The organism is Nostoc sp. LEGE 12454, assembly GCF_056620565.1.
Window position 1 is genome coordinate 145,046 of record NZ_JBWQXL010000011.1, and the last position, 23,906, is coordinate 168,951.

Consider the following 23,906-nt stretch of genomic DNA (forward strand, 5'->3'; position numbering starts at 1 on the left):
AGACGCGAAGCGCGATGGCGGTTCGACAAATAAAGCTTTTGGGCGATTTTTGCGTAAGTCTTACTTTATTATGCAACGCCAAAGAAATATTCCTATTTGTAAGCGTCTTCTAAATTATCTAATTTGTCAGAATTGGTCGTTGAGTTAGAGGATTTGCGCTCAAAACCACCTACCTCTGCCAAAGTATAGAGGGGCCTGGCTTTAACTTCTTCGTAGATGCGCCCTATATATTCACCTAAGATACCAACGCTGACTAACTGCACAGATCCGAGAAAGAAAATTGCCATCAAAATAATCGTAAACCCAGTTAAAGGTGAATGGGGGACAAAAAGACGCCAATACAAGACTAATAAAGCCATGAAGATGGCCGCCGCCGCTGCTATTAAGCCTAAGTAAGTTGATAACCGCAGTGGCACTATTGAAAAAGACACTAGACCATTGATAGCAAGGGCTAAGGATTTGCTAAAAGTGTATTTAACTTCCCCAGCAAAACGGGGGTTGCGCTCGAACCGAATTGCTGTTTGCTGAAAGCCAACCCAAGAACGCAAACCACGAATATAGCGGTTACGTTCTGGCATAGAATTGAGAATATCTACAATCTGCCGATCCATTAGACAAAAATCACCAGTATCAGTAGGAATCTCTACATCTGCAAGCTTCTTAAGGATACGATAAAAGAAATAGGCAGTAAAACGCTTAAACCATCCTTCTTTTTGGCGTTGAGTGCGTTGAGCGTAGACGACTTGATAGCCCTGTCGCCATTTTTCAACCATATCGGGGATTAGTTCTGGTGGGTCTTGTAAGTCAGCATCAAGGATGATAATAACTTGACCCCGAACAAAATTAAGACCAGCAGTTACTGCAATTTGATGACCAAAGTTACGAGCAAAGCTCAGATAGCAAATGCGTGGGTCTTTTTGATGGAGGTCTCGTAGTAATTGTAGGGAGCGATCGCGGCTACCATCATTGATTAAAATTAATTCGACAAGCCCATCCATCCGATTCATTACTGCACTCAGTCTGCGGTATAGTTCTGGAATAATTTCTTCTTCGTTATAAATTGGAACAATGAATGAATACTTTGGTAACATCTAAAAATATTGTTTAATTTTTTTTACAGCCAAGATAACAGGCTGCCTGCGATCGAAAAGGTGTGGTTCACAGTATACCTAGCAACACTCAAGTTTCGTTCTCATACTTTATTTATTCTTCGGATTTATGTTATCTGAAGAGTCTAATTTTTTCAGCCTTTCTACAGCTTTTTTGGGAAAAGTTCGACGATGGCGATACCAAGTAGACCCTGCTACCAGCGTTCCAGTTAAGCCTAATGCAAGTATTAGCGGCAAAAAATCGTTTGTATTCACTGCCTTCAGACCAGAACTACCTAGTAATACAAAAGGTAAGACACTAGGAACAGTACCAAGTGTTGTACCTAGAACATAATCTTTAAAGCTAATCGAAGTCAGTCCCGCGACAAAGTTGACCAAGCCATAGGGCATAATTGGTACTAATCGGATGGCAAACATATAAAAAAGCCCTCCACGACGCACTTCAGCATCCATAGCTTGCCAGCGTCCTGCTAGTCGTTTTGCAACTGCTTTGCGCCCAATAGTTCGAGTAAAAACAAAGGCAATTATTGCCGCAATGACTGCTGCAAGACTAGTCCAGACAGTACCCAGCCAAGGGCCAAAAATGGCACCTCCAGTCAAATTTAATACTGTTGAGGGCAAAACTAACATGGTTGCCACAACGTACAAAGCAATATAAATAATAGGTGCCCAGATACCAGAAGATTTCAGCAAAGCTTGAATTTGTACTGGTTCAATGCCGCCAAGAAGATATACGGTTATACCAGTTGCAATTATGCAACTCAGCGTGAGTAGCAAAATACCAGTTTTCAAGTTCCACATTAGAACTCTACTCCTACTTTTTGTGTAACAAAACCAATCTTTTGAAAATTTAAATCCTTGTAGAGACACGAAATTTCGCGTTTCTACAAGGATTTTTCACTAGATGTCTATTGTATTAGCTAGTTTTAAAGATAAGCGATCGTAACCTTTATCCAAGTATCGAAGCACAGACCAAGAAACGCAAGCTAGCAAGACTTCTGTCGATAAAACCGGAAGTGTTCACTTCGGAGTTGAAAAAATGTGAGTAATTATAGCAGCTTATCCTGCTTAGGACAAGTCTGTTATGGATAGCTGTGACAGTAGCTCTATGACGATTTGCCAATGAATGTCCTAAGTTGTTTGACCACTGCTATAGAACTTGGGAATGAGTTTACCATCTATATGGGAGACAGAGATTCATTTAACAATAGCTATTAATTAATCCAAAATCCAAAATCCAAAATGGTCAAGATGCGGGCATTATTGTCTGGGTATTACGGTAAAGGTAATGGTGGTGACGAAGCTTTATTAGCAACGCTTTTGCAAATGTTGCCATCTCACGTAACGCCTGTGGTGCTTTCTGGTAATCCAGAGGAAACCCGCGATCGCTACAATGTAGAAACCTGCGATCGCATGGCTCCCTTAGCTGTACTGCAAGCTTTACGTTCTTGTGATGCCTTGATTTGGGGCGGTGGGAGTCTGATTCAAGATGTTACCAGTACCATCAGCCCATTTTATTATGGGGGACTGATGGCATTAGCGCAGAAAATGGGTTTGAAAACCATTGCTTGGGCGCAGGGTATTGGCCCGTTAGTGCGTCCGCAAACTCGTTGGTTAGCACGGCAAACCTTTGGTAATTGTACCAAAATCAGTGTCCGCGATCGCGCCAGTGCCGCTTTATTATCTGATTGGCAAATTCCTTGTATGATAGCTCCTGACCCAGTTTGGGCGTTGGAATCTAAACCAGTACCAGGACTTTGGGATTTACCTGCGCCGAGAGTTGCGGTAACGTTGCGATCGCATCCCCAACTTACAGAAAAACGTTTAGCAAACTTAACTCGTGCTTTGGTTGACTTTCAAAAAGCTACGCAAGCATTTATTTTATTATTGCCGTTTCAAAAAAGTGAAGATTTAAGTATTGCCGAAGCCATTCAACCACACCTTAAAGATGTCAGCAAGATTTTGTGTCTGGAAGATCCGCAACTTTTAAAAGGGGTGTTTCGTGGCGTTGAAATGGCGATTGGGATGCGCCTGCACAGTTTAATTATGGCTGCTGCTGAAGGTTGTCGCTGCTTTGCTCTCAGTTATGACCCCAAAGTAAATCGTCTCATGGAAGACTTAGAAATGCCTGGTTGGGATTTAACGAGTTTACCCGATGATCCCAATTTAATTGGTCTGACTTGGATGGAGCATTACGCCAATGGCGATCCTTTATCATCAGAGAAAATCCAATCTTTGGTGGATGGTGCTTTACTGCACCGCGAGTTGTTGAGTGAAGCTTTGAGTTAGGTTTTTATTTAGATATAAACAAGACAATGATATGACACAGGTATCCCAACCAAAACGCACTCGCATTTTACCAGCATCAACCTTAACACCTGAAGAAGTAAGCCATCGTCAGGAACAGCGTGATGCTCTTGCTGTGCGGTGTCGTGCTGTTTTCGAGCGCTTACGTCCAACTCCGATCGAAATGCATTACAACTGGCATATTGCTATCGACTTTGAAACAGAAGAGTATCTCATTGACCCAACACTTTTGGGGATAATGCAAAAAATTCATGATGCTTATGGCAATACTAACGAAGTAAAACTTACTATATTCCGACTCAACGATACAGGAACCTGCGGCAGGTTATGAGTCTCAGTTTCTGGTTAATGCGAATATCACCTGACCTTCTCTCGATAAACCATATCAATGAAGAGAATATTTTAGAAATTGGTACTAGCACAGAAATAATTTCTGTAATTTATGAACTTTATCCTGACGTTGAATTCCATGATGGTTATTATTACTTTCCAGGATGCACTAGAGAAAATCCTAGTGATTTTTCTGTATGGAAAGTCTGTTTAGATGATGAACCCGTAAAGTTGATTTATCTCTCGCCCCATGTTGGCATGTGTGATTTGAGAATTATTCAGGATCTCTGTCATCATTTAAAATGCCGTATTTTTGATCCACAACATGGCGAATTTATATATTGAATCCAAGCTGATAAAGCGATCGCTCTATCAGCCAAAACACATTTGAATGCTAGTGACTTGTTTTGCCGCTGACAATCCCTGACCACTGTACTTTTTTTTCTTTTTCCCGGCGGTAAGAAAAGAAATGCTCTGGAGTTTGGAAAGTACAATAAGGTGCGATCGCAATTTGTTCTGCACTAATCCCCATATTTTCCAGTTGTAAGGTATTCACTCGCCGCACATCTAACCGTACCTTTCCTGGATCGGGGTCTTCTAGCAAAGGTGAATTTGGTAATTCATGCAATGCTTGAACGATTTTTTGTTCGTCTTCATCTGGTATGATGCTAGCCCCGATTTCGGCAGCCACTTCGGTAGAGACTTGGTAAACCTCACCAGCGATCGCTGGGCCCATCGCAATTCTCAAATCATCAAGTTTGCTGCCTTGAGATTGTAGTCGAGCGATCGCCAAGGGCACAATCTTTTTAGCAGTCCCCCGCCAGCCTGCGTGTAATGCTGCCACCCGTCCAGTTCGCACATCCCCAATCAACACGGGTGTACAATCTGCGCTAGCGACCCAAACCGCTTGTAGAGGCTGTTCGCTCATTAAACCATCTGCCGATGCGAAATCCTCCTCAGCAGAGTTTAAGAAGCTTTCAACTTCTTGGGGGGTGAGAACAGTATTGCCATGAACCTGCTTTAAGCGATAGACTGATGCCTCTGGTTGCAATACTTCTGTGATAACTTGTGGCGATCGCGGCCAAAACTGCTGGGTAAAGAAGCCGTGATGCCAACGTTCCAGAATACTACAAGTTAGATAGGGCAGTCCTTCCCAATTGCGCCAGTGCCAAGTGTGCATCTTTAACCAAACCTAAACAGAACTCACTCATCAGCCAATCAATGCTAACTTGAACAACGGAATTTGGATTAACTGCTGTGGGATTTAATCTGCAAAACTTGGAAGCAGCCTTGCAAGCAGGGCGTAAGCATACATATTTACCATTTTCTCTTCACTTTTTTGAAAGCGTCTCCTCAACCAACCAAACCCTCTGGAACTTACTCAAGCAAGGGGCTATTTCAGGGACAGTAGTAATCGCAACTGTGCAATCTGCTGGGCGAGGACAATGGGGCCGGCAGTGGATTTCTCCGGCTGGGGGATTATATATTTCCGTGGCGATTTCTTTCGACCACAAAATAGAAGCTACTGACAGCTATCAGCTAACTTTCGCTACTGCCTGGGGAATTGCGTCGCAATTGCGCCAATGCGGTATAGATGTTGGGATAAAATGGCCTAACGATTTAGTTTTAAATGGTCGCAAACTAGGCGGCATTTTGACAGAAACCAAAGTAAACAAAGGACAAATTACCCAAGCAGTAATTGGTGTTGGTATTAACTGGACGAATCCAGTACCAGAAACTGGAATCAATCTGGAATCGTGGCAAGCTTCCCAAGATTTCAGACCAATTTCGTGTCTGGAAATGCTCACCTCTAAAGTCTTGCTGGGAATAGAATCCGGTATAGAGTGCCTTTGCGAAGAAGGAATAAGCATACTCTTGTCTTGCTATCTAGATTTGCTTACAAACATGGGCGATCGGGTCTACGTCAATAATCTTTTAGGTACTGTAGTTGGGGTGACATCTCAAGGAAATTTACGAATTGATTTAGAAACACATGATACAAAGGGACTAAATACACCGGAAATTTATATTGAACCCGGTACAATCAGTTTGGGGTACCATAAATCTTCCGTTTAAATTTGAGGTTTGTTCAAAATTTCGCTCTTTGGGCAAGACAAACCACTAGCATCATCTCTTTAGGCTAATTACACACAACTGAGAGAACAAATGGGTACCATAAATCTTCCGTTTAAATTTGAGGTTTGTTCAAAATTTCGCTCTTTGGGCAAGACAAACCACTAGCATCATCTCTTTAGGCTAATTACACACAACTGAGAGAACAAATGACGCAGCGCAAAAATTCTGCCCCTTATCGTTTGCATTACTTATGGCAGCAAAGTCTGACAAAAAAACGTTTTGCCTCAACGCTACCAGCTCAGAGCCTCTGTTGGCTGAGTAGCGTTAGCCTCCTTAGCGGTGGCTTCGTGTTTGCCCAAACGGAAGCACAAATAGACAACATCGTTCCCACTGTTGAAAGTTCTCAACCAACAGCAGTTACAAATCCAGTTAAAGCCTCGACTTATAAAAAACAGGCTGTTGCGTCGCCGCAAGCCGCTCAAGCGCAACCGGAATTTTCCCAACGGCGAGCCAGACTCAGACAGAGATTAGGCAAGCCAGAGGTTGCTCAATCAAAAGAGCCAGTTAGGCAGTCTACACCCAAAATCGAAGCAGCTGAACCTGTTGTGATTATCAGACAGTCAAAGCCCAAAGTAGAAGCCTCCCAGGTTACTCCTGTAAGGGTTAGACAGGAAAAACCCAATACCCCTTTCCGCTATGCACCTGAAAAACTTCCAGAAGTTGCTCAACCATCAAATAACTCTAATAGCCCTGTCAGTGCAAGGGCGGAGAAAACCAAGGATTATAATAACGCTTATATCGATCCTAATAGTTATGACAGTGGTGCCACAGGTACTTATCAAGCACCAAACTCTGTAATTCTTACAGAACGCTCCAGTGGTTGTCGAGCCACTTTGCCATCAGGGCAAAGTGTATTAGGCGGCGTTTGCGCCAAAGTACCCCAAAGGAGTGTAGCTGATTCTAATGCTAAACCAGCACCTAATTGGCTCAGAAGAAGTCAAAACGCCCAATTACCAGTAGTTCCACCCGTGCGGCAGATTGCATCTTCTACTGGCAACACCAGCAGATGGCGTGCTACTCCAACTCAAAGTGGTTCTAGCGGTGTCACCAAGAGCGCATTTCGCTCGAATCGGTTTATCCCGACTCCCGCTGAATTCAGTCCTACAAGAGTTAGTGCAACTCCTATTGCACCGAGTGGTGGTACTTTACCGCCACCAATGGCAGATGGTAACATTGCACCCCGCCCCAGCAACGTAGCTTACGATTTCTCACTGGCATCAGTATTGCCGCAAATTCCCTACATGGGGAGAGTTGCATATAGTGGTACGGGAATGATGTATCCCCTGTCTATTCCCGCTCCCATTACTTCTTTGTTTGGTTGGCGAATTCATCCAATCACAGGTAATCAACGCTTTCATGCTGGTACAGACTTGGGTGCGCCTACGGGAACACCAGTTTTGGCTGCTGCTGCGGGTCAAGTGGAAACTGCTAACTGGGTGGGTGGTTATGGTTTAACCGTGATCCTGAATCACAAATCCGCTGAACAAACTCTCTACGGTCACATGTCAGAAATCCTCGTTCAACCCGGTCAGTGGGTACAACCTGGAACTGTCATCGGGCGAGTTGGCAGTACTGGGAACTCCACAGGTCCTCACTTACACTTTGAAGTCCGCCACCTGACACAAGATGGGTGGGTTGCTTCTGACCCAGGCGTGGAATTACAAAGTGCCCTCAGCCAATTAGTGCGAGGCTTGCAAACCGCCCAGGTAAGCCAGCAACCAGGCAGCTAGAAGAAGCTGAGGGGCAGGAGAGCAGGGGAACAGGGGAACAGGGGGAGGAATAACTAATGCTCCATACCCCATTCTTAATACCCTGCTCCCCACTCTCTATCCCCATTCCTAAATTACAAATACCCGTGTTCTGCTAGGAATGCGGGTGTAATGCCATCTATACTATTGTCATCATTAGCTCTGGTGTGGGGGTTGCCAGAATAAAGGAATTTTTCGACGTATTTGCCGAGAATATCCCCTTCTAGATTCACTAAACTGCCAGAAACCAAATAGCGAAGATTTGTCTCGCTGTATGTCAGGGGAATTACCGCTACTTTGAATTGGGAGAGTTCTGGCTCATAATCGGCGACTGTGAGGCTGATGCCATTGACGGCAATGCTACCTTTGGGGACAATGTACCGTGCGATCGCAACGGAAGCAATAAAGGTCATTTCCCAAGAAGTAGCCGTTTGTTCTGCCACTAGCAATCGACCGATGCCGTCTACATGACCCATCACAAAATGACCGCCAACTTTGCTGCCTACCTTGAGCGACGCTTCTAAATTGACATATCTCTGTTGGGTTTGCTCACCTCCCAACGTCGTGCGGCGTAGAGTTTCTGGTGAAGCCGTGGCAATAAACCCGTCTTTTAAAACTTGTTCTACTGTCAGGCAAACACCATCGACAGCAACACTGTCACCATAAGCCAAATCTTGCATAATTACTTCACCCGACTGACTTACACAAGTAATTTGCCAAGAATCGCCCCCTAAGGGTTCCATCGTTCCTAATGCTTGGATTAATCCTGTAAACACGGCTTTTTTGTCAAACTAACTCTATTTATTGCCTAATTTTGCCTGAAGTCAATTGGTAATTGTCACAGAAATCTCGAACATCCAAGTATATTTTCTGACTTTTTTTAGGATAGGAATATTAACACATTAGCATCCTTCACAAGGCATACTTGGTTAAGAAGGTTATTCTTTAAGAAGACCAATTTGACTTACTCTGGTTTTCACCACAAGTTCGGAGTTTAATAGAAGCAATTATAGAGAACGAATGCTTATGTTTATTACTGTCACCAAACCGCCTAAAAAGTGGTGTTATTTGTTACACGCTATCAAAGGCTCTCAAAGCATTGTAGAGGCTTAGGCAATGATTGAAATGAAAGTCGCTGGCATAGCATTAGATGCCATAACCCGCAGCCCGATCGTCCTTTTGAAAGATTCTTCAGATCGGCGGGCTTTGCCAATTTACATTGGTCAGGAACAGGCTAGGGCAATTATGGGCGCACTGGAGAATCAGAAGCCTCCTAGACCCTTAACTCACGACCTGATTGTGAATATTTTAGAGACTTGGAACATGACTCTAGAAAAGGTGATTATTCATTCCCTGCAAAAGGATACATTTTATGCAGCTTTAATTGTCCAGCAAGGCGAAGTCAAAAAAGAAATTGACGCGCGTCCTAGCGATGCGATCGCTATTGCCCTCCGTACAAATACTCCCATTTGGGTAATGGAAGAAGTCATTGCCGATGCTTCTATCCCTGTAGATCGCGATGCAGATGAAGCCGAACAGCAAGCCTTCCGTGAATTTATTTCTAATCTCCGTCCTGAAGATTTGATCAAGCGCTTTGGTAATGACGACAGCTAAATTAAAGTTATGAGTTATGAGTTAGGAGTTATGAGTTATTTTGCTTCAACTCCTAACTTGTAAGCAAAAAAAGTTAGGAGTTAAGAGCTATGATTTACTTCCTTCAACTCCTAACTTATAACTCCTAACTCTGAACTCTTTGTTAAAAATGCAATACCGACGCTTTGGAAAAACGAATCTGCGCCTCTCGGTTTTTTCCTTGGGAACGATGCGCTACCTGGCTGATTTTGAAAATGCTCACCAGACGATCGAACAAGCCTTAGCGCTAGGAATTAATCATCTAGAAACCGCCAGAGGTTATGGCAAAAGCGAGGAGTATCTTGGTAGAGCGCTAAAAGCTGGGTTGTCAGTACCCCGAACGAAGCTTTATGTCACTACCAAAATCTCAGCTACAGCAGATACTGACACCATGCGTCGGTGCATCGACGAATCTCTAGAACGATTACAGCTAGATTATTTAGATTGCTTAGGCGTTCATGGTTTGAACACTTGGCAACATTTAGAGTGGGTGCAAGCCAAAAATGGCTGTATGCAAGCAGTAGAGGAAGCAGTTGCTGATGGCCGAGTACGACACGTTGGTTTTTCCACGCACGGATCATTAGAGGTAATTCAGGCAGCAATCAATACAGATTTATTTGAATTTGTCAATCTGCATTATTACTATTTCTTCCAACGGCACGCACCAGCAATTCAACTAGCTGCCGAAAAGGATATGGGCATTTTCATTATTTCCCCTGCTGATAAGGGAGGACGCCTCTACACACCACCACAAACTCTAAAAGACCTATGTTACCCGTATTCACCCTTAGAACTGAATTATCGGTTTTTACTTGCTAATCACCGTATTACTACTTTGAGTATAGGGCCAGCTAACCCAGAGGAATTAAGAGAACCTTTGCAAATTGCTGACCATGATGGAGAGTTAACATCAGCAGAAATTTCCACTTTCTGGCGGTTAGAAAATCATCAAAAACTTGCTTTAGAAACTGATAATTGTAGTCAGTGTTATGCTTGTTTACCTTGTCCAGAAAATATCAATATTCCAGAGGTATTGCGGTTACGTAATCTTGCCGTAGCATACAACATGAAAGACTATGGCCAATATCGTTACGGAATGTTTGAAAATGCCGGTCACTGGTTCCCTGGAATGAAAGGCAACCGTTGTACAGAATGCGGTGATTGTTTGCCTCGCTGTCCAGAAAAGTTAGATATTCCAGCTTTGTTAAAAGATACTCACCAAAAATTAAATGGGAAAGCAGGTAGGAGATTGTGGGGATAAAAATGTAAACAGGAGTCAGAATTCAGGAGTCAGAATATCCGTTAACTTCAGTATGGTATTCACCACCCAGTCGCATACTCGTCATTCTAGCTCCTGAGTTCTGAGTTGTTTATTGTTAAAATTATATAAAGATTAAGAGAGTTAGGAAGATCCGCCCAAGCTGGGGTGTCTCACCAAAAAAGATGAAAATTAAAAAAAAAGAAATATCCTACGCCAATCACTGACGGTTTTCCGCTACAGTGGACGGGCTGTAAACTTAGTATGGACTACTAGCCGATCGCTTACTATTCTTCTGGCTAGTTTAACAATAGTTGCTGGTCTTTTACCCGCGGCAATATCTTACATCAGTAAGTTAATTGTGGATGCAGTGGTACTTGCCTCTCAAGTTAACTCACAAAGCAATGGTTTTGTCAATATTTATCCTTCCCTATCTTATGTAGGATTAGAAGCGATCGCTGTAATTTTACTAGCAGGGAGTCAGCGGGGAATCACTATTTGTCAGTCGTTATTGCGGGCGCTAATGGGTCAGCGAGTAAATGTACTCATCTTAGAAAAGGCGCTGACACTCGATCTTAGGCAGTTTGAAGACTCAGAATTTTATGACAAATTAACTAATGCCCGACGAGAAGCATCAGTTCGTCCCCTTTCGTTAGTAAACCGCACCTTTGGATTGGTGCAAAATGGTCTTTCCCTGTTCACCTACGGTATTTTGCTAGTAAATTTCTCAGGTTGGGCAGTGGTGGTGCTGGTTTTGGCAGCTATGCCTGTATTTATTTCTGAAACAAAGTTTGCCGGAGAAGGCTTTCGCTTGTTTAGTTGGCGTGCAGCAGAAACTCGTCAACAGCACTACTTAGAAAATCTGCTAGCAAGAGAAGATTTTGTCACAGAAGTCAAACTCTACCAACTGGGAGAGATGTTGCTAGGACGTTACCGCAACCTGTTTGAGCAACTTTATGGCGAAGACCGCGATTTAACTCTCCGGCGAGGATTGTGGGGGTATCTCCTGGGTTTAGTCAGTACTGGTGCTTTTTACCTAGCTTATGCTTGGATTGTGTTGGAAACAGTGTTAGGTAAGATTTCTTTGGGAGATATGACAATGTATCTCACCGTTTTTCGCCAAGGACAATCTACTTTTTCCAATGCCCTCACTTCTATTGGAGGGATGTATGAGGATAACCTATATCTATCAAATCTCTATGATTTTCTGGAAGAAGAAGTACCAAAATCTTGGGGTAAGGCAACCATTGGTTTAAATCCCCAAGATGGTATCCGTTTTGAGAACGTCTCATTTACTTATCCAGGAAGTTCCAAGCCAGCATTGAGAAACATTTCGCTACATCTCAAACCCAGAGAGAAACTGGCAATTGTCGGTGAAAACGGTTCCGGTAAGACTACTTTAATCAAACTACTTACCCGACTTTACACCCCAGACTCTGGGCGAATTTTCTTAGATGGCTTGGATTTGCAGGAATGGGATGTGGATGTGTTGCGGCGTCGTATTGGTGTGATTTTTCAGAACTTTGTCCGCTACCAGTTCACTGTGGGGGAGAATATTGGCGTGGGCGATGTAGAACATCTCGAAAACAAAACTCAATGGAAAAGTGCTGCTGAAAAAGGCATGGCCCAATCTTTTATTGACCAATTACCCCAAAGCTTTCAGACTCAACTTGGTCGTTGGTTTAAGGGAGGACAAGAACTTTCTGGGGGACAGTGGCAGAAGATTGCACTGTCTCGTGCTTTTATGCGATCGCAAGCAGATATCTTGGTGTTAGATGAACCAACATCAGCAATAGATGCCCAAGCTGAATTTGAGATTTTCAATCATTTTCGCGCTATTACTCAAAATCAGATGGTACTTTTGATTTCTCATCGCTTCTCAACAGTACGAATGGCTGACAAAATTCTAGTTATAGAAAACGGGGAAGTTATAGAACAGGGAACTCACGAAGATTTGTTACAGCTAGGAGGACGTTATGCCAAGTTGTTTCTGTTACAAGCAGCTGGTTATCAATAGGAAAAGAAGCTAGTAGACTTTGTGAATTTAGATAGCAATGCCTACGGTGGTCACTAAGCTTTGTCGAAGTGCGGGCTGCGCCTACGCTCACTTTGTAGAAAGCACATAACATCTCTATCTAATCACGTTAAACTGTTCAGTAAATATGGGTCACTAGACACTCCGTATCGTTAAACATTGCTACCCGATCAAATTATGCAAATAACAAAACAGCGATACTATACCCCAGAGGAATATTTAGAGCTAGAAGAAACTGCTGACTACAAAAGTGAATACATTGATGGGCAAATAATTCCTATGGCAGGTGGAACAATAAATCACAATCGTATAGCTGGTAATTTCTATGCTGTGTTAAACTTCGCGTTCAGACAACAAGAGTACGAAGTGTTTAATAGCGATATGCGTCTGTGGATAAACCAAAAGCGTATCTACACGTATCCAGATGTGACAGTAATAGTTGGTGAACCAGAATTTTTCAACAATCGTACAGATATTATTACAAATCCCCAAGTTATTGTTGAGGTTTTGTCTAAATCTACTAAAAACTACGATCGCGAAGATAAATTTCAGGCTTATCGAACTATTTCCACTTTCCAAGAATACCTATTAATTGACCAAACTCAGATTCATGTAGATCAATTTTCCAAAACTGGGAAAAAGCAATGGACGCTTCGTGAATATGATGAAGAAGATGAAGCGATCGCACTTGTAACCGTACCTTTTGAGATTACTTTACAAGATTTATACAACAAGGTGAAGTTTGAGCCTGTTGAGTTTGAAGGGGAAAGTGCTGATGTTGAGGAATTGGGGTAAGGTGCGATGCACTGTATCTTAAAAATATTTAAGCCACTTTTAACGGTTTTTGAGGAAAAGTAATTGGCTCTGGCAAAGGTTTTCCTTGCTCTTCATACCATTCAATCAGAGATTCAATTACTTCTTGCCCGTGTTTAGCTGCTTCTTCATAACTTTTACCATGAGTGTGGAATTGCTGCCAAGGGAATTCCGGTAAGTGTACTAAGTAGCAATTATCTTCATCTGACCATTGAATTACCATACTGTAGCGATCGTTCATTCTTTATTCTCCGTACAATCATTGTTGCTTATAAAACTGAGCAGGTGTTAACCTGACAGAATTAAGTTTGGACGCACTGCTTCAGCGTGAAAACATGAGGCAGAGTGAGCCAGTCAACAGGAAATTCCCATAACTTAAAGTAACTTTTGTTACTAATGCATATTTTAGGTTATTAAGGAAGCTTTGCTACCATAATGCCTTTGCTTAAATTTAGGCTATGCAAAGCTCCTTTGTAAAAATTTTTATCTAATTAACTTACAAAACTTTCTTGCTGTAAATTATATGAAAACTACAGAAAGATTTCATCTTCAAAGAGTAAAAGATTTACAAGAAATTTTTTCTGAGACTAATCTAGTAGAAGTTTGGCGTAATGTAGTTCGTCAACAATTACGGTCGCAAGACATTAGTGATTTACATGATTATTATGACTTTAACATCAATATTAAGGAACGTAGTGCCTTTATCCAACAACAAATTCTTAGTGGTCAATATCGTGCTAAATCTCCCCTAATTTATAAATTAGAAAAAAAGTATGGTGTATGCAGGCATATAATGTTACCGTGTCCATCTGATGCACTTGTTCTACAGACTATCGTTGAAAAAAGTCTGCAAGAAAAGCTATTAAATTCTCAACCTAGTAAACAAGCTTATTATTCTAGAGATAAACACACTCTTAAATTACCACACGAATTCAGAAATTTACGGGATTATCCCTGGCATATACAGTGGAAAAAATTTCAAAAAGAAATTTGGAAATTTGGTAGTAATTGTAGTTTTTTGGCAGTTACTGATATTGCTAACTATTATGACAGTATTGGACTTAGAGAACTACGTCATATAATTTCTAGTCAGATTGAAACACCCGAAGTTGTTTTGGATCTTTTATTTACTATAATTGAACAACTTTCATGGAATCCAGACTACTTACCATCATCATTGAAAGGATTACCAACTATCAATCTAGAAGCAGCAAGATTATTAGCTCATGCATTATTATTTGAGGTTGATGAAGTTATTCAATCCAGAACAGATGGTAATTTTGTTCGCTGGATGGATGATATTAACTTCGGCGTTAACTCTTTTGAAGAAGCTTGCGAAACATTAGGAATAATAAATGATGTGTTAAAAAGTAGAGGACTAGCGTTAAATCTTGGGAAGACTAATATATATAATCCTGAAGAAGTTGAAAGACATTTTTTGGTTAGAGAAAATAAGTTTTTGGATTCAATAAATACAAATGAAACTGATACAATTAAATATAATAAAATAGTTTATCAACTTTATGAAAAATTTAAAAAACATCAAGAGTTTAGTAATTTAAAAAGTTGGGATAAAGTTACTAAACGTTTTTTCACAACAGCAGGCAAACTAAAATCTAATATATTATTAGATAATATAAAAGAATTATTTTTAAAAAATCCTAGCATTAGAAGCAATATAATTTACTATTTATCATTGTTAGGTTTTTCTGATGAAACTTCAATAGTAGTTATAGAAATATTAGAAAATTTAAAAGTATATGATGATGTGACTCTGTTCTACATCGTAAAACTTTTAACTGATTGGTCTATTCCAAATAATCAATATTGTAAAGAAATTATTAATAAAATTTACTCAATATTAAAGAAAAATAAAAAACCATTTGATTACTATTGCACAGTATGGTTTATGGCAAAGTATGGTAAACCTCAAGAAATCCTATCTTTAATACAAAGTAATAAATCGCTTTGGATACACGATCCATTTTTGAGAAGACAAATAATATCTGTAATTCCAAGAATTATTTTTTACAGATATGATTTATGCCAAAAAATGTTAGATGAGGAAACATCTTCTGGACTAGAAGATTCAGGCTCAGTAGCAAACAATATCAGATATCTTGGGAAGCAAGAAAAATTATCTTTTGATTTAAATGCTTACCTATTCCCCAAAACTAAACAAAATCCTTATCCACTTGCAAAATATTTAATCCTGTTGGCTTGTTTATCCTCAGAACATTTAAAATCAGATGAAATTGTAAAGAAAAAAGTTTTTGAATACATCAACGATCCTTGGTACTTAAATTGGCTTGAGACATACGTTTATTAATTGTGTGCTTCATAATTAAATGACTGCTAATCATCTCTAATTTCACAAAGCATGATTAGTTCTGATCGCCCCCACCATCCCCTATCAACTTAGATAAAATCACTATGGTGCTAGTTAACCCTCCCTAAATCTGATAAAAAGCGAGCGCTCTTGTAAACGTAGATACTTCTGACAACTTGTAGAAATTCCTTTAGTACAGGTGTCATATCCTCTTCCCGCCACACTATAGCCGTTTCTACTAACGGTGTTTTCTCCTCTAGAGTACGATAAACTACACCAGTTCTCTGAAGATTTTGCAATGAAGACGGTGCGATCGCAACCCCCATTGCCGCTGAAACCAATCCGATAATCGTCTGCATCTGAATCGCTTCTTGAGTCACTTTTGGGCTGAAGTCTCCTTGCTGACAAAGACTTAGGATTTGGTCGTAAAGTCCGGGCCCCAAATGGCGAGGGAACATGATAAAGTTTTCGTTTACTAGCGATCGCACTGAAATCTTTTCTTGTTCAGCTAAGGTATGAGTTTCTAACATAGCGACAATTAACGCTTCTTGCTGAATGCACTCTTGATTGAGTGTGTTGTCTTCTAAAGGTGGATGGGCAAAACCTACATGGATGTGCCGATTCTGTAGCGCTTGCTCCTGCTGAGCTGTGGTTAATTCTTGCAATACCAACTCTACTTCTGGAAACTGTTCTCTAAACCGCCGCAAAATCACAGGAAGCAAATCGTAAGTTACCAAACTGGTAAACCCAATTCGTAATTGTCCCTTTTCACCTCTTCCCGTTTTTTGGGTTAGCTCAATTGCTTTTTGGAGTTGAGCTAAAAGTTGATAAGACTCTTGCAAAAAAACTTCCCCTGCTTCTGTTAGCTGCACCTGTCGTTTGGTTTTGCGATGAAACAGTTCTACCCCCAATTGCGCCTCTAATTGCTGAATTTGCTGACTTAAGGGCGGTTGAGCGATGTGCAGTCGCTCGGCGGCTCTACTGAAGTGCAGTTCTTCAGCTACAGCAATAAAGTAGCGCAGATGTCGCAATTCCATTTTTTTGATATTTTATAAGTTTCAATTATTTATAAATATATAAACGCAAAGAGGCGCAAAGTAGCGCAGAGGTTTTAGAAAAATTATAACAAAAATTAGAGGTGCGATCGCTATAATTAATGCTGATTTACGCATAAATTTCATTGATACTCGACGCTCAAAAATGTATTGTTCACTACAATCATTCCGCAAAAAAAAATTGTTGCTTGTAATATAAAACTGTATCAGCTTCTATGCTATATTTATTCGCTTTTAAAAGCAGTATTTGAAGTCTTTACGTCTATTCTCAAAAGCCTCAGCTCCTATGTATAAATTATTTAAACTTGGCTTCAGCTTTCAAGTTTGATTACAAATCCTGCCACCATACTTGATATAACAAGATATTCATTCAAACTAGAAAATAATATTAAAGTTTAAGCAAATTAGTACTATATATTTCACTGGCGAAGATTTGAAAAATAGTAATTATTGCTTCTTAAATAATGAGCAACAGTCATTCAAAAAATATCATTCATAGCGCCGACCGATCATCTATTTTTCTCATCTTGAATGCACCATGCCCCAGAACCCGTGCCCAATACCTTAATTGCATACTTCTATGGGATTAGAAGTATCCACACCAACCCAAACAACTACCTCTAGCAGGTTAAACTAGGTCTGGTAACAACTGCTCCACGTTCCTTATGAGGCTTTTATGGGAGCTAACCTCAAACAGATTGCCAACTATTTAGACAACCTTGGTTGGGACTACCGTTTTGATGATGAAGAAGACCGAATTATAACAGGTGTAGAGGCTGATAATCTAGAAGATTTCCTAATAGTTGTCCAACTGGATGAAGAAGGAAAATTTTTCCGGGTATTTGCCCCTCAAGTTCTGGGAGGAATCCAAGACCATCCTCACAAAGCAGCTATCCTCCAAACAATGCTTGCCATTTCCTGGGAAACCAAAATGTTGCAATGGGAGTATGACCCATCCGATGGTGAAATTCGTGCCATTATTGAGTTTCCTTTAGAAGACTCGATTCTTACAGAAAAACAATTTCACCGTTGTCTGAGTGGATTAATTCAGATTGTGGATGGCATAGCAATACCTCGCTTGACAGAAGTGATGGCAACAGGCCTCGATCCGGGGAATATAGAACTTGGGGAAAGACTATTACTCAGTATCCAAGAAGAAGCCCCAGGATTGTTAGATTTACTAGAAAAAGCAATGGAAGCACGAAAAAAGCGAGGAACTTTTCCTAGTGAGTGAGACGGATCGTTACTTAAATAGCTATACTCCAAAGTGATACCCTCACTATATACTGAAATTTTCTGGGGCTGGATATTATGACATCCTATGCAACCTCCTCTGCCAAAGCGGAAATGAGCGAACTCCGGCGGTTAAAAGCCTTACTACCGCCAGAACTGCAAAGCTGGGTCACGGTTGAAGGCACAACTGAGGTCAATCCACCCCTGGTTCGCTGCGAAGAAATTGGGAAAGACCAGGTAGAAATTCAAATTGATTTGGTGAAATGGGATGCCCTCGCAATGGATCAGCGTAATCTGCTGTTCTGGCATGAGGTTGCTCGCGTTCAAAATGACACAATTCCTAAAGATGGTTGGGAAATGGCAGCACTAGCCATTGGTTTAGGTGGTGCTGTAGGGGAATTGTGGGTACAAGATGGATTGCTGCTGGTGTTAGCTTTGTCGCTTTGTGGCGTGTCAGGCTGGCGACTGTACCAAAAGAATAATGGGGAAAAGCAACTAAGAGAATTGCTCAATGCTGATGAGAAAGCGATCGCTTTAGCAACTCGTTTTGGTTATAGCCTCCCCAATGCCTACAAGAGTCTCGGTAGCGCCTTGAAAACCCTGATTGATAATACTCCTAGTAAGCGCCAACGATCGAGATACGAAGCAAGACTCTCTGCCCTCAAACGCAGTGCCAATAAGGCAAAAGCTAAATCCAAAGCTCCAGATGAGGGCGCACTATAGTAAATTCTATTTGAAATGGAATAAATCAGCCCTGCTGTTAGTAATTGGGCTGCTGCCTTCCTAATTAATTAGAGGCAACAGCCCAATCACCATTTCATACAATCTTACTTTTTTCTTGACTACATCTTTATCAAACTAAAATTTTACAACTGGTTCAGCATTTTATGTGTCTGGGGGATCACGCGCACGTGCTTGACAAACCTCTTCATCAAAGCTTGCCACATCAAAACTCGATCGCTGGAAGGCGCAAGTACAGGTACTGGAGAAAATTGTTCTGATACTGCCAAAGGCGTAACAGGTTGTAAAAATACTGGGATATCTGGACTAACCTCTGCCACCAACGAAGCTGAACGTTCCAACTCGGCGGGATCTGTGTTTTGAGACACAATTATCTTGACAAAAACATTTAAATATGAGTCATGACATAACTGGAGAAATTTACTATGTTCTTGCCAATGACTTTCGCCGCTAACACTGGGCAATTTGAAATCCATACCTACAGAGTCTAAGTATGGGATAATCATTGCTAGTTGTTCTGGGCGATGTCCGCCGGTTTCTAAGTATATAGGTAGACCAGTTATGGCTCGCACTTGGGGTAGAAACTGCGTTAGAAATGAGGCATGAAGAAGTGGTTCGCCGCCTGTTAAGCTAATGCTATCGTGTAGACAAGGCAGATTTTGCTGTTCCACCCATTTGATTAATATGGGTAATGGGACAGGGTTAGAGTGAATTTCAAAGTCGCGCAATCCAGGCGATCGCTCTATCCGACAAGTTGTAGGTGCATTCCAAGTGTGGGCACTATCACAAAAGTGACAGCGCAAATCACACAAAGCAAAACGAATAAATATCTGACGTGTCCCTACATTCAGTCCTTCCCCTTGAATGGCAGAAAAGACCTCAATCAGGCGTGCGGTAGGTGTAACCGTATTTTTAGCAATCATTTGATGAGAGCAACGCGATCGCGCTGCGTCGGCACAACAGCAAGGATGTTTTTTGGCTTCTTGTTCTATTGTGAATCGTCGCTAGCGATCTCCAATCTCAGCCTCGGAAAATAGCAGTTAGTCCTGATTACCACTAATTCCGATATTAGGTTCAGTAATTTTGTAGGACAAAGTAATGTTTGGCAGATTACATTATACATGGCAACGAAAGTGCACAGCTTCATGACTAGCCAACCGACAGAGGTCGATTTTCCAGTTAATTACCTAAACGACATAGCTATAGTGCAGGTGCCGACGCGGTTGAGCGTGCTGGAGGCTTTAGGCTTTAAGCAAACCTGCCAAGGCTTAATTGGGCCCAATTCACATCCCAAGCAAATCATCATTGACTTTCACCAAACTACTTTTATGGATAGTAGTGGTTTAGGTGCCCTGGTAAGTAATTTTAAATATGCTCAGACTAAGGAGATTACATTAACACTGCGGAATGTAACACCTCAAGTCATGGCAGTCCTAAAACTCACAGGGTTGGATCAGGTTTTTCCTCTAGAGCTTGTGGGGGATGGGTCGTTAATAGAACCAGATGACCTAATAGATAATCGGAAGACAACTTCCCGTAAAGTAGAGCAGTTGCCCACTACTCACCCTTCTATGGCATCTTGGATGAAACGGTTCTTAGATATAATCGGATCGGTGATTGGTTTATTAATTACAGGAATATTGTTTATTCCAATTGCGATCGCTATTCAAATTAACGATCCCGGACCCATTTTCTTTAGTCAAATTCGTTGTGGTTGGATGGGTAAGCGGTTTAAGATTTGGAAATTCCGCTCTATGTGTGTGGATGCGGAAGCGAAGAAATCCGAAGTCAAGAACCAAGTGCAAGGTGCTTTTTTCAAGAATGAAAATGACCCTAGAATTACTAAGGTAGGGCGCTTTTTACGGCGAACTAGTCTTGATGAATTACCCCAATTTTGGAACGTCCTCAAAGGAGAGATGAGTTTAGTAGGCACTCGACCACCTACACCCGATGAAGTGGAACGCTATGAAGTACCAGAGTGGCAACGTTTAGATGTAAAACCCGGCATGACTGGCGAATGGCAAGTAAATGGACGTTCTACAGTCCGTAGTTTTGAAGATGTAATTCGTCTGGATTTGCAGTATCAAAAAAATTGGAGTTTACTGTACGATTTAAAGCTAATTTTCAAAACTATAGCTATTCTGTTTAATAGAAACAGTGGTGCTGTTTAGCTAATTATCCTTATTCACAATTTTTTGAGAACTCGCAACTCTCACGATATTCTTAAATACACCCAAGCCTATTTTAGGCTTGGGTAAATTTTAGGTTTACTTACAACAGCACGCAAGTGTCAGCTAAGTTTAGATTTGAGATTTTAGACCGATCCCAGAGATGAACCCTGTTGATTCAAACAAAGATGTTTATGTCTTTTTATCCACTATTAAAATCAGGGATTGAAACAAATTTGGGATTTTGAATCATTCAATCCAAAATCCCAAATTTGGTAATCCTGTGTATGAGATTATCCCATTGCCTTCTGAACACTAACTACTTCAACCTGCTGCACCTCTGGCAACAAACGCTTCATGCCTTGCTTAACAAACCCCTGCAAAAAACCAATCTGCTGATTTTGCTGAAAGACCTTTTGCAATGTTTGCCGCAAATTCTCCAAATTCAAACCAGTCCCAGAATCTATGGCTATTTCCTGCTGTTGGAAATACTCAACTAGACTTAACCCTGCGACTCTAGTTAGATAAGCTGCACTTACTCCCTGCACTACGCCACCAGCAACAAAGGTAACGGCATTACTTTTCAGAACAGTACTAATAGCCTTTGTAGAAAGTTCAACTAAACCCAATTTCAGCATTAAACTTCCCATTGTTCCAGCTACGGTTTGTGCCTGTTCTAGGGAAAATTTTTGCTGATAGATATTACCCAAATCCATTACCATTTGACCATTAATTGCCGCAGTTGCCAGAATATCAAAGGCTGGTACTGGGTTAGCAAAGGCAGCGGCAGCAGCTATCCACTGATATTGTTCAATAATTGGAGTGGCGCGATCGCGTCTGGTTCCATTCAGCCAATTTTTCGCCTCAGCTTTCAACAACCCGGCTTTTCTCATGGTTGTCACCCAAACTAGCCGTTGTCTTTGCGGTGCCAAAACTTCATCTAACTGCTGTGTTAACTGCTGGATATCTGCTGCTGGTTGTTCCATCCACTCTTGCACAGAACCATCAGCCTCATGCTTTCGGACTTTGATGGCAATGGGAGAGGCCGCAGTTGCAACTACACTTCCCTGCATCCGCTGTTTCAATGACAGCAAGATGTTGGCGCTTTCATCGGTTAAATACTGGTCTTGTTTATTGAAAACCAGCATGGTAGGCTGATTTGCAGCCTTTAGCTGCTGTAAGGTTTTAAATTCTGAGTCTGTCAAATCACCGTTTGTCAGAAATAGAACAAAATCAGATTTTGCTACTTCTGCTAAAATAGCCGCATCTGAATTTTCACCTACTTCTCTAAATAAAGGTGGTGTCTCTTGTAGAGATACGAAATTTTGTGTCTCTAGATTTTGCTCTAGCACTTGAATTAAAGTGCTCTTACCCACGGATTTACCGCCAGTCACAGCTACTTTAATTTTTTGTCTATCTAATTCCAGCAACAATTGAGCAACTTGTTCTCTGAGTGTCTCTAAGGCTGGATGATTTTCTGCTTCTTGTGCTAGTTGGTTAATTACAGTTTCAGTTTTAGCGATCGCACTTTCCACAGTCGCCCGATCCACCACCATACCATCTAGCTGCTCCAAACTGTGTTTGGGGCGATTTTGCTGGAATAACCACAAACCACCGCCTACAGCTAAGGCACTCAACAAACCAAACTCACCCACCTGCACTATAGAATCGTGCCAACTGTCCAACATCCACAGGGAAAAGGAAAGTCCCAATCCTCCCACTAAAATTGGTCGCTGCAACTTCACAACCATGATTCTCCGCGCTTTTTGGATGGCTATTTCTTCCAGAATAGATCAAAATAAAACAAAACCCTGCAATCTTTACTGATTGTAGGGTTTTGTTTTATATTTTATTTGGTGGCGGGAAGTGGATTTGAACCACTGACCTTCGGGTTATGAGCCCGACGAGCTACCAGGCTGCTCTATCCCGCGTTGCTCTCGACTTATTTATAGTAACCTATAGTCAAGAGTTTGGCAACTACAAAAACGATAATTCTCCAATTACTTCTAAACGCTTGTATTTTCCCAAGGTGACAAACTTTTCTGAGAGGCTTTCGGCGGCGCTGGGACTAATCCACCCCATTTGCTGGAGTAAGTGAATAGCAACGGCATATTTTGCTCGTTTTGCCCCATCCATGACTTTGATTGCTAATCCCAAGCCTTCACCGAGTCTACCAATGCACTGCACTCCTTCGGCACCAGTTTTACTGACTAGTTCTCCTGGAGTTAAACGCATCAGTTCCGTATCAAATTCTCCATCTCCTGCTACCATTGCGGGGTGATGAGTCATAGCACGAACAATGCGCTCCATATCCAAGTTGGTACTAGAGGCTAGCAGTGCATACAAAGATGCCATGTGACCGAGTTGCATTAGATAAGTTGGTGCGCCACAGTCGTCATGAGCGCTGATAAATTCTGCGGCTGGCATTCGCAGCAACTCTGCTACTTTGCCCAAAATTAACTGTTGTATTGGGTGCTTGCGATCCAAATAGTTATTCAAGGGCCAATGGCGTTGCTGACAAACAGCTAACATGCCCGCATGTTTTCCAGAGCAATTGTATTCCAGAGGACTCCGTTTGCCTTCAGGAATTGGACACTGGAGTATAGTTGGATCGAGATCGGCCCGCCAAAGGATGTTAAATACCTGTCGGACTTGATCGATTTTTCCTTTATGGGAACTTGTGATAATTGCTAAGTCGCGATCGCTGAGTTGATAGCGTTCCAGCGTACCTGTGGTAGTTACTGCAAGTGCCTGAAATGGTTTGAGGGCTGAACGGATAAATGCAGCAGTTTCAGAATTTCCAGCAACGGTTAGAACCCGTCCTCGTTCGTCGCAGACAACAGCTTGGACTATATGCCTGGATTCAATAATACCTTCCCGCAGCAACCGGACTTCCAGTGCTGTGGCTTGAGTTCGTTTTCCCATTGTCATGGGTTTATATTTATCACCTTTTTTAATTAATTTAGTCATTGGTCATTGGTAATTAGTCCTTAGCTAATGACTAATGACCAA

The 23,906-nt window shown here is 41.5% G+C and carries 22 protein-coding genes and 1 tRNA gene; 13 read left to right on the forward strand and 10 right to left on the reverse strand.

What is annotated here, in order from left to right; genetic code table 11:
- Positions 1 to 92: 92 nt before the first annotated feature.
- Both AC1F2U_RS14770 and AC1F2U_RS14775 read right to left on the reverse strand, forming a co-directional pair.
- The gene (locus tag AC1F2U_RS14770; protein ID WP_480261793.1) at positions 93 to 1,091 is read right to left on the reverse strand and encodes a glycosyltransferase family 2 protein; all 999 of its coding nucleotides are present in this window, start codon (positions 1,089 to 1,091) and stop codon (positions 93 to 95) included.
- Positions 1,092 to 1,199: 108 nt separating this feature from the next.
- Complete coding sequence (locus tag AC1F2U_RS14775) at positions 1,200 to 1,910, reverse strand: TVP38/TMEM64 family protein (protein WP_480261794.1); 711 nt, start codon at positions 1,908 to 1,910, stop codon at positions 1,200 to 1,202.
- A gap of 450 nt (positions 1,911 to 2,360) precedes the next feature.
- On the opposite strand from AC1F2U_RS14775, the gene csaB reads away from it, so the two are divergent.
- From csaB to AC1F2U_RS14790, 3 genes are read left to right on the forward strand one after another with little or no spacing between them, the layout of a single operon-like run.
- A complete protein-coding gene (csaB, locus tag AC1F2U_RS14780; protein ID WP_480261795.1) occupies positions 2,361 to 3,398 on the forward strand; it encodes a polysaccharide pyruvyl transferase CsaB in 1,038 nt (345 codons plus the stop codon).
- Between the two features lie 31 nt (positions 3,399 to 3,429).
- On the forward strand, positions 3,430 to 3,747 hold the full coding sequence (locus AC1F2U_RS14785; RefSeq protein ID WP_480261797.1) for a hypothetical protein: 318 nt from the start codon (positions 3,430 to 3,432) through the stop codon (positions 3,745 to 3,747).
- A gap of 17 nt (positions 3,748 to 3,764) precedes the next feature.
- Positions 3,765 to 4,091, forward strand: coding sequence for a hypothetical protein (locus AC1F2U_RS14790; protein ID WP_480261798.1), 327 nt, complete (start codon positions 3,765 to 3,767; stop codon positions 4,089 to 4,091).
- 49 nt (positions 4,092 to 4,140) lie between these two features.
- Here the strand turns inward: AC1F2U_RS14790 and pgeF are convergent, their stop codons facing one another.
- Complete coding sequence (pgeF, locus tag AC1F2U_RS14795; protein ID WP_480261799.1) at positions 4,141 to 4,926, reverse strand: peptidoglycan editing factor PgeF; 786 nt, start codon at positions 4,924 to 4,926, stop codon at positions 4,141 to 4,143.
- Between the two features lie 77 nt (positions 4,927 to 5,003).
- Between pgeF and AC1F2U_RS14800 the strand changes: the two genes are divergently transcribed.
- Together AC1F2U_RS14800 and AC1F2U_RS14805 are read left to right on the forward strand one after the other, a co-directional pair.
- A complete protein-coding gene (locus AC1F2U_RS14800; RefSeq protein WP_480261800.1) occupies positions 5,004 to 5,822 on the forward strand; it encodes a biotin--[acetyl-CoA-carboxylase] ligase in 819 nt (272 codons plus the stop codon).
- Between the two features lie 206 nt (positions 5,823 to 6,028).
- Positions 6,029 to 7,612, forward strand: coding sequence for a M23 family metallopeptidase (locus tag AC1F2U_RS14805; RefSeq protein ID WP_480261801.1), 1,584 nt, complete (start codon positions 6,029 to 6,031; stop codon positions 7,610 to 7,612).
- Between the two features lie 113 nt (positions 7,613 to 7,725).
- Here the strand turns inward: AC1F2U_RS14805 and AC1F2U_RS14810 are convergent, their stop codons facing one another.
- Complete coding sequence (locus AC1F2U_RS14810; protein WP_480261802.1) at positions 7,726 to 8,406, reverse strand: riboflavin synthase; 681 nt, start codon at positions 8,404 to 8,406, stop codon at positions 7,726 to 7,728.
- Positions 8,407 to 8,746: 340 nt separating this feature from the next.
- Here AC1F2U_RS14810 and AC1F2U_RS14815 point away from each other — a divergent pair, with 340 nt between their 5' ends.
- The 4 genes from AC1F2U_RS14815 to AC1F2U_RS14830 all read left to right on the forward strand — a co-directional run bounded on the left by AC1F2U_RS14815 (position 8,747) and on the right by AC1F2U_RS14830 (position 13,350).
- Entirely contained in the window at positions 8,747 to 9,244 is a 498-nt protein-coding gene (locus AC1F2U_RS14815) for a bifunctional nuclease family protein (RefSeq protein WP_190730096.1), read from the forward strand.
- A 148-nt stretch (positions 9,245 to 9,392) separates the two neighbouring features.
- The gene (locus tag AC1F2U_RS14820) at positions 9,393 to 10,523 is read left to right on the forward strand and encodes an aldo/keto reductase (RefSeq protein WP_480261803.1); all 1,131 of its coding nucleotides are present in this window, start codon (positions 9,393 to 9,395) and stop codon (positions 10,521 to 10,523) included.
- A gap of 205 nt (positions 10,524 to 10,728) precedes the next feature.
- Positions 10,729 to 12,537, forward strand: coding sequence for an ABC transporter ATP-binding protein (locus AC1F2U_RS14825; protein WP_480261845.1), 1,809 nt, complete (start codon positions 10,729 to 10,731; stop codon positions 12,535 to 12,537).
- 195 nt (positions 12,538 to 12,732) lie between these two features.
- Positions 12,733 to 13,350: a Uma2 family endonuclease gene (locus tag AC1F2U_RS14830; RefSeq protein WP_480261804.1), complete on the forward strand. Its 618-nt coding sequence runs from the start codon at positions 12,733 to 12,735 to the stop codon at positions 13,348 to 13,350.
- A 28-nt stretch (positions 13,351 to 13,378) separates the two neighbouring features.
- On the opposite strand, the gene AC1F2U_RS14835 is transcribed toward AC1F2U_RS14830, so the two are convergent.
- A complete protein-coding gene (locus AC1F2U_RS14835; RefSeq protein ID WP_104899038.1) occupies positions 13,379 to 13,609 on the reverse strand; it encodes a type II toxin-antitoxin system HicB family antitoxin in 231 nt (76 codons plus the stop codon).
- A 282-nt stretch (positions 13,610 to 13,891) separates the two neighbouring features.
- On the opposite strand from AC1F2U_RS14835, the gene AC1F2U_RS14840 reads away from it, so the two are divergent.
- Positions 13,892 to 15,697 (forward strand): RNA-directed DNA polymerase, encoded by a 1,806-nt coding sequence (locus AC1F2U_RS14840; RefSeq protein WP_480261806.1) that lies wholly within the window; start codon positions 13,892 to 13,894, stop codon positions 15,695 to 15,697.
- 110 nt (positions 15,698 to 15,807) lie between these two features.
- Here AC1F2U_RS14840 and AC1F2U_RS14845 read toward each other — a convergent pair whose 3' ends face one another.
- Complete coding sequence (locus AC1F2U_RS14845) at positions 15,808 to 16,734, reverse strand: LysR family transcriptional regulator (RefSeq protein ID WP_480261807.1); 927 nt, start codon at positions 16,732 to 16,734, stop codon at positions 15,808 to 15,810.
- A gap of 694 nt (positions 16,735 to 17,428) precedes the next feature.
- Here AC1F2U_RS14845 and AC1F2U_RS14850 point away from each other — a divergent pair.
- Together AC1F2U_RS14850 and AC1F2U_RS14855 are read left to right on the forward strand one after the other, a co-directional pair.
- Positions 17,429 to 17,986, forward strand: a complete 558-nt coding sequence (locus AC1F2U_RS14850; protein WP_094349133.1) for a hypothetical protein — start codon at positions 17,429 to 17,431, stop codon at positions 17,984 to 17,986.
- Between the two features lie 77 nt (positions 17,987 to 18,063).
- Positions 18,064 to 18,708, forward strand: coding sequence for a DUF3318 domain-containing protein (locus tag AC1F2U_RS14855; RefSeq protein ID WP_292729213.1), 645 nt, complete (start codon positions 18,064 to 18,066; stop codon positions 18,706 to 18,708).
- Positions 18,709 to 18,851: 143 nt separating this feature from the next.
- On the opposite strand, the gene AC1F2U_RS14860 is transcribed toward AC1F2U_RS14855, so the two are convergent.
- Positions 18,852 to 19,649, reverse strand: coding sequence for a 7-carboxy-7-deazaguanine synthase QueE (locus AC1F2U_RS14860; protein WP_480261808.1), 798 nt, complete (start codon positions 19,647 to 19,649; stop codon positions 18,852 to 18,854).
- A 198-nt stretch (positions 19,650 to 19,847) separates the two neighbouring features.
- On the opposite strand from AC1F2U_RS14860, the gene AC1F2U_RS14865 reads away from it, so the two are divergent.
- Positions 19,848 to 20,897, forward strand: a complete 1,050-nt coding sequence (locus tag AC1F2U_RS14865) for a sugar transferase (protein ID WP_480261809.1) — start codon at positions 19,848 to 19,850, stop codon at positions 20,895 to 20,897.
- A 290-nt stretch (positions 20,898 to 21,187) separates the two neighbouring features.
- On the opposite strand, the gene AC1F2U_RS14870 is transcribed toward AC1F2U_RS14865, so the two are convergent.
- The 3 genes from AC1F2U_RS14870 to AC1F2U_RS14880 form a co-directional block, all read right to left on the reverse strand.
- The gene (locus tag AC1F2U_RS14870; RefSeq protein WP_480261810.1) at positions 21,188 to 22,645 is read right to left on the reverse strand and encodes a YcjF family protein; all 1,458 of its coding nucleotides are present in this window, start codon (positions 22,643 to 22,645) and stop codon (positions 21,188 to 21,190) included.
- A gap of 103 nt (positions 22,646 to 22,748) precedes the next feature.
- Positions 22,749 to 22,825: transfer RNA gene (locus AC1F2U_RS14875), tRNA-Met, on the reverse strand.
- Between the two features lie 46 nt (positions 22,826 to 22,871).
- A complete protein-coding gene (locus AC1F2U_RS14880; protein ID WP_480261846.1) occupies positions 22,872 to 23,825 on the reverse strand; it encodes an asparaginase in 954 nt (317 codons plus the stop codon).
- Positions 23,826 to 23,906: the final 81 nt, after the last annotated feature.

Excerpts from the sequence above, each read along its gene's own strand:
- AC1F2U_RS14770 (WP_480261793.1), bottom strand. The coding sequence starts at position 1,091 with ATGTTACCAAAGTATTCATTCATTGTTCCAATTTATAACGAAGAAGAA.
- AC1F2U_RS14775 (WP_480261794.1), bottom strand. The coding sequence starts at position 1,910 with ATGTGGAACTTGAAAACTGGTATTTTGCTACTCACGCTGAGTTGCATA.
- csaB (WP_480261795.1), top strand. The coding sequence starts at position 2,361 with ATGCGGGCATTATTGTCTGGGTATTACGGTAAAGGTAATGGTGGTGAC.
- AC1F2U_RS14785 (WP_480261797.1), top strand. The coding sequence starts at position 3,430 with ATGACACAGGTATCCCAACCAAAACGCACTCGCATTTTACCAGCATCA.
- AC1F2U_RS14790 (WP_480261798.1), top strand. The coding sequence starts at position 3,765 with ATGCGAATATCACCTGACCTTCTCTCGATAAACCATATCAATGAAGAG.
- pgeF (WP_480261799.1), bottom strand. The coding sequence starts at position 4,926 with ATGCACACTTGGCACTGGCGCAATTGGGAAGGACTGCCCTATCTAACT.
- AC1F2U_RS14805 (WP_480261801.1), top strand. The coding sequence starts at position 6,029 with ATGACGCAGCGCAAAAATTCTGCCCCTTATCGTTTGCATTACTTATGG.
- AC1F2U_RS14815 (WP_190730096.1), top strand. The coding sequence starts at position 8,747 with ATGATTGAAATGAAAGTCGCTGGCATAGCATTAGATGCCATAACCCGC.
- AC1F2U_RS14820 (WP_480261803.1), top strand. The coding sequence starts at position 9,393 with ATGCAATACCGACGCTTTGGAAAAACGAATCTGCGCCTCTCGGTTTTT.
- AC1F2U_RS14830 (WP_480261804.1), top strand. The coding sequence starts at position 12,733 with ATGCAAATAACAAAACAGCGATACTATACCCCAGAGGAATATTTAGAG.
- AC1F2U_RS14835 (WP_104899038.1), bottom strand. The coding sequence starts at position 13,609 with ATGAACGATCGCTACAGTATGGTAATTCAATGGTCAGATGAAGATAAT.
- AC1F2U_RS14840 (WP_480261806.1), top strand. The coding sequence starts at position 13,892 with ATGAAAACTACAGAAAGATTTCATCTTCAAAGAGTAAAAGATTTACAA.
- AC1F2U_RS14845 (WP_480261807.1), bottom strand. The coding sequence starts at position 16,734 with ATGGAATTGCGACATCTGCGCTACTTTATTGCTGTAGCTGAAGAACTG.
- AC1F2U_RS14850 (WP_094349133.1), top strand. The coding sequence starts at position 17,429 with ATGGGAGCTAACCTCAAACAGATTGCCAACTATTTAGACAACCTTGGT.
- AC1F2U_RS14855 (WP_292729213.1), top strand. The coding sequence starts at position 18,064 with ATGACATCCTATGCAACCTCCTCTGCCAAAGCGGAAATGAGCGAACTC.
- AC1F2U_RS14860 (WP_480261808.1), bottom strand. The coding sequence starts at position 19,649 with ATGATTGCTAAAAATACGGTTACACCTACCGCACGCCTGATTGAGGTC.
- AC1F2U_RS14865 (WP_480261809.1), top strand. The coding sequence starts at position 19,848 with ATGGCAACGAAAGTGCACAGCTTCATGACTAGCCAACCGACAGAGGTC.
- AC1F2U_RS14870 (WP_480261810.1), bottom strand. The coding sequence starts at position 22,645 with ATGGTTGTGAAGTTGCAGCGACCAATTTTAGTGGGAGGATTGGGACTT.
- AC1F2U_RS14880 (WP_480261846.1), bottom strand. The coding sequence starts at position 23,825 with ATGACAATGGGAAAACGAACTCAAGCCACAGCACTGGAAGTCCGGTTG.